This window comes from Corallococcus llansteffanensis, from assembly GCF_003612055.1.
GTDB lineage: Bacteria > Myxococcota > Myxococcia > Myxococcales > Myxococcaceae > Corallococcus > Corallococcus llansteffanensis.
Window position 1 is genome coordinate 1 of sequence record NZ_RAWB01000736.1, and the last position, 4,236, is coordinate 4,236.

The window sequence follows — 4,236 nt, forward strand, 5'->3', positions numbered from 1 at the left end:
GCGGTGGCTCGTTCCCACGGCCGCGGAGGGGAAGGGAGGGGATGGGGCCCTGGCCGTCTGGCCGGCGCTCGCGGTGCTCCCCGGCGTGGACGTGCTGGTGGGGTCCGGCGGCTACAACACGGTGCAGGAGGCGCGGGCCACGGGGACGCCGCTCGTCGCTTGGGCCCGGTCCCGGCTCTACGACCGGCAGGCCTTGCGGCTGACCGATTCGGAGCGCGTCGTGGATGCAGTGGACCTTGAGGCTCGGGTCGAGGCTCGGGTCGCCACCCTGCTGGAGGATGCGGGGACCCGCGAGCGCCCCGCTTCCTACGTGAACGGCGTCCACGCCGCGGTGGAGGCCATCGAGCGCGTCGCGCTCAGTGCTTGAAGCCCTGGTGTCCGGCGGCCGGCTCGATGCCGTGGGCCATGACGAAGTGGTAGAGCACCTGGGGGTCGTCCTTCGGGCCGCCCATCAGCTCCACCAGGAAGTGGCCCTGCTGGGGGTCGGCGTCCGGGTCCGGGGAGATGCTGACCTCGGAGACGTCGCGACCCACCATCACGAGCTCGCCCACCAGGGACTTGCCCTTGATGAGCTGGAGGACGTGCTGGCGCTCCTCCTCCATCAACATCCAGTGGAAGTCGTCATGGTCGAACAGCGTCATGTCGGCGGAGCCGCACCGCAGGATGCAGTTGGTGTGCTCCTGGAGCCAGCGCCAGAAGGCGTCGAAGTTCAGGGTGCGGGCCGGTGGGGAGAGCAGATCCATCGGGTGACCTCTTCAAGAAGGGGCGGACGCCCGGGTGCCACGAAGCGCGCGGGGTCGCGTGTGCGTGCTGCCTAGCATGGCCGGGCCTCGTGGGGCCGGCTCCTTTTCACGGAGCGTTCCGGAGACGGCCTGCCGGACGGGGGGACGTGAATCCACGATATCGGACGCTTGTTGCGCTCCTCAGGAAGAGGGCGACATTCATGGGGGTTGAGGCCGCCCGGAGGGAGGATGCCCCAGCATGAGGTTGGACGCCGGTTGGAGGCCCGCACGGGAGGCGCGATGAGCCTGCGCGCCTTCTTCTCCACCGTGGTGGGTGGACTGGTCGTGCTCGTCGTGGTCTCCGCGATGTTGCTCGTGGTGTTGACGAGTGCGCTGGAGCGCATGGCGTCCACCTTGAGCGAGTCCGTGGAGGGGGTGCGGCAGGCGGAGGAGCTGGAGGTGGATCTGCTCGTCCACTCCCGCCTCATCGCGGCGCCGGACACGCCCATGGTGGTGGACCCTTCGCGGGGGCGCTCGCCGCAGCAGATTGAATTCGACCTGCGCCGCCAGCTGGGCGAGCTGCACACGAGCGCTTCCACCGACGAGGAGCGCAAGGTGATGTCGCAGGTGGAGCACGTGGTGTCCGCCTACCTGGACGCGCAGCGGATGGCGTCCGCCCGGACGGGCGGCGACGCGATGCATGACGCGCTGGTGATGGGCACGCTGGACGCGGCACTGCGTTCACTGGAGCACCTCATCCAGATCAACGTGGACCAGGCCCAGTCCGCCCGCCTGCGCGCGACGCGCTGGAGCGAGACGGCCAACGTGCTGGGGCTGGCGCTGGGCGTGCTGCTGCTGGCGACCCTGGGGCTGGTGGTCTTCTGGCTGCGCCGCTTCGCGCTGCGCCCGGTGGCGGGCCTCCAGCGCGCGATGCGGGGCTTCGGCACGGGGCGCAACAAGGACTCGCGCGCGCCGGAGGAGGGGCCGTCGGAGATCCGCGACATGGCCCACACCTTCAACGAGATGGCGGACAGCCTGGCCCACCAGCAGGAGCAGCAGCTGGCGTTCCTGGCGGGCGTGGCGCACGACCTGCGCAACCCCCTGTCCGCGCTGAAGCTGTCCACGTCGCTGGCGTCCTCCGGCCGCGCGGAGGTCACCCCGGAGCGGATGCAGCGCACGCTGGGGCTGGTGCGCCGGCAGGTGGAGCGGCTGGACCGGATGGTGGGGGACCTGCTGGACGCCACGCGCATCGAGGCGGGCAAGCTGGAACTGCAGCCGGAGGTGCGCGACACGCGCGAGCTGGCGCGCTCCGTGGTGGAGCTGTACCAGTCCAGCGACTCCGGCCACACGCTGGAGCTGGTGGTGCCCGACACCGCCGTGCTCGTGCGGGCGGACCCCGCGCGGCTGGAGCAGGTGCTGACCAACCTGGTGAGCAACGCGCTCAAGTACTCCCCCGCGGGCAGCCGCGTGGAGGTGGCCGTGCGGGGGGACGGGGACCACGCGGTGATGGCGGTGTCGGACCAGGGCATCGGCATGTCCCCGGAGGAGCTCCAGGGCCTCTTCGTCCCGTTCCAGCGCGCGGGCAACGCGAAGCAGCGGGCCCCCGGCGTGGGGCTGGGGTTGTCGGTGTCGCGCCGGATCATCGAGGCGCACGGTGGCCGCATCGAGGTGGAGAGCCGGCCCGGCCAGGGCTCCGTGTTCCGCGTCCACCTGACCCGGGTGTCCGCCGGCCCGCCGGGCCTGCCCGCCCCCTCCGACGACGAGGAACCCGCCGGCGCCGTGCACTGAAGGCCGGGTCCCAACCGTTGCCTGCCGCGCGTCGGCATGGCGCCAGGGGCGGCGGAGGGATGCGCCCGGGCACGGCAGGGCGTACCTTGCGGCACCAACGTCAGGAGAAGTCTGGATGATGAAGAATTCGCGCCGGGCCGTGCCGCTCGCCGCCCTGCTGGTGCTGGGAGGCTGCGCGGGGCGCACGCAATCCGCGCCCCCGGGCCCCGCCGCCGAGCCCGTGCAGGCCGCGCCCGCTGTCGTCCAGTCCACGGAAGGGGGCTTCAGCGTGGCCTTCTCCGGCCCTGTCACGGAGGAGCGGCGCGTGCAGCCCACGGACGTGGGCGAGGTGACGCTGCACACCTTCATCTCCGCGCGCACGGAGGACGACACCGCCTACTACGTCTCCTACACGGACTTCCCGCCCGCGGCCGTGGCGCAGGTGGATCCGCGCGACGTGGTGGACCGCGCCAGCCAGGGCGCGCTGGAGGCCCTGGGCGCCACGGGCATCTCCGCCAAGCCGCTCCAGATGGAGGGCGGCTTCCCGGGCCAGGAGGTGGGGGGCGTGTCCGGCCCGCGCCGCCTGCGCGGACGCTTCTTCATGGTGGGGCCGCGCCTGTACCAGCAGCTCCTGCTCCACCCGGAGGGCCGTCCGCCCCGGGACGCGGACCGCTTCTTCGATTCGTTCCACCTGGACCCGGCCGTGGCGGGGCGGCTGGGTCACGAGACGCGCGGCACCTGAGCACCCGGGCCCCTGAAGCTTTGAGGGCCCGCCGCTTCTTCAGTGCACGGCTTGCACGAACCGGCGCACGCACGCGACCAGCACGTCGCGGTCGAAGGGCTTCTGGAGCACCTCGCGGATGGCCGGGTGCTTCTCCTCGTTGGCGCTGATGACCACGACGGGCACGTCCGCCAGCGCGGGCCGCTGTTGCAGGATGCCCAGCAGCCGCCAGCCGTCCTTGCGCGGCGTCCACATGTCCAGGAGGGCCAGCGCCGGGGGCGGGTGGGCTTCCAGCCAGGCGAGCGCCTCGGTCCTGTTCGCGGTGGCGACGACGGTGAAGCCCTCCGCCGACAGGATCTCCACCAACGCTTCGCGCAGGTCGCTGTCGTCCTCGACGATGAGGAGGGTCGGTGGTGGGCGGCTCATGGAGCCCGACCCATAGGCCGGCCCGGCCCGGGTGGACAGGGAACATCTGCCGGGTGCGACCGGCAGTGTGCGTGTTTCCTAGGACTCGTTGAACATGGCCTGGAGCACGCGCCAGGCCTGCTTCACCTCGGGTCCGGTGCGGCACGCGAGGTAGTCGCAGATCTCCGCCACGCCGTCGGAGCGCTCCATGTCGAAGGTGTGGAAGAGGGTCTTGAGCGACACGTCCAGGCCCACGGACAGCTTGCCCAGCGTGTCGAGTGAGGGAGAGAAGCTGCCGCGCTCGATGCGGCGGACGGCATCCACCGAGAGGTCACTGCGCTCGGCGAGCGCTTCCTGCGTCAGCTCACGGCTGGTGCGCATGCGACGCACCTGGTCGCCAAATCGTCGGTGGAGCTTGGTCCACGTTGTCAGTCGGTTCTTCGCCATATTCGCGGCGGATAATTTGGGGACGTAGTGCGTGGTGTGAAGGGACCATGTTCGCCTCTGGACCCTGCATTCGTGCTGGGAGCAGGGAAGCAGTTCTTCCCGGGAGGCCGCCCGCCGTGGAGCGTGTAGTGCCGGACGGAAGCCTTGTCCCCGGGGACGACCCGGGGCGGCCCG

General features: G+C 71.4%; 5 protein-coding genes and 1 pseudogene. 3 read left to right on the forward strand and 3 right to left on the reverse strand.

What is annotated here, in order from left to right:
• Nucleotides 1-367, forward strand: a pseudogene (locus tag D7V93_RS39195) (hypothetical protein); the annotation flags it as partial.
• Here D7V93_RS39195 and D7V93_RS39200 read toward each other — a convergent pair.
• Complete coding sequence (locus D7V93_RS39200; protein WP_120648161.1) at nucleotides 357-743, reverse strand: serine/threonine protein kinase; 387 nt, start codon at nucleotides 741-743, stop codon at nucleotides 357-359. The pseudogene D7V93_RS39195 and the gene D7V93_RS39200 sit on opposite strands and share 11 nt — an antisense overlap.
• Before the next feature lie 228 nt (nucleotides 744-971).
• Between D7V93_RS39200 and D7V93_RS39205 the strand changes: the two genes are divergently transcribed.
• Both D7V93_RS39205 and D7V93_RS39210 read left to right on the forward strand, forming a co-directional pair.
• Nucleotides 972-2,510, forward strand: coding sequence for a sensor histidine kinase (locus tag D7V93_RS39205; protein ID WP_244237772.1), 1,539 nt, complete (start codon nucleotides 972-974; stop codon nucleotides 2,508-2,510).
• Between the two features lie 115 nt (nucleotides 2,511-2,625).
• Nucleotides 2,626-3,231: a tudor domain-containing protein gene (locus tag D7V93_RS39210; protein WP_244237773.1), complete on the forward strand. Its 606-nt coding sequence runs from the start codon at nucleotides 2,626-2,628 to the stop codon at nucleotides 3,229-3,231.
• Nucleotides 3,232-3,270: 39 nt separating this feature from the next.
• On the opposite strand, the gene D7V93_RS39215 is transcribed toward D7V93_RS39210, so the two are convergent.
• Both D7V93_RS39215 and D7V93_RS39220 read right to left on the reverse strand, forming a co-directional pair.
• Nucleotides 3,271-3,636: a response regulator gene (locus D7V93_RS39215; RefSeq protein ID WP_120648162.1), complete on the reverse strand. Its 366-nt coding sequence runs from the start codon at nucleotides 3,634-3,636 to the stop codon at nucleotides 3,271-3,273.
• Nucleotides 3,637-3,714: 78 nt separating this feature from the next.
• Complete coding sequence (locus D7V93_RS39220; RefSeq protein WP_120648163.1) at nucleotides 3,715-4,062, reverse strand: helix-turn-helix domain-containing protein; 348 nt, start codon at nucleotides 4,060-4,062, stop codon at nucleotides 3,715-3,717.
• Nucleotides 4,063-4,236: the final 174 nt, after the last annotated feature.

What these genes read in the sequence shown, in the direction of transcription:
- D7V93_RS39200 (WP_120648161.1), bottom strand. Translation starts at nt 743, where the DNA reads ATGGATCTGCTCTCCCCACCGGCCCGCACCCTGAACTTCGACGCCTTC.
- D7V93_RS39205 (WP_244237772.1), top strand. Translation starts at nt 972, where the DNA reads ATGCCCCAGCATGAGGTTGGACGCCGGTTGGAGGCCCGCACGGGAGGC.
- D7V93_RS39210 (WP_244237773.1), top strand. Translation starts at nt 2,626, where the DNA reads ATGATGAAGAATTCGCGCCGGGCCGTGCCGCTCGCCGCCCTGCTGGTG.
- D7V93_RS39215 (WP_120648162.1), bottom strand. Translation starts at nt 3,636, where the DNA reads ATGAGCCGCCCACCACCGACCCTCCTCATCGTCGAGGACGACAGCGAC.
- D7V93_RS39220 (WP_120648163.1), bottom strand. Translation starts at nt 4,062, where the DNA reads ATGGCGAAGAACCGACTGACAACGTGGACCAAGCTCCACCGACGATTT.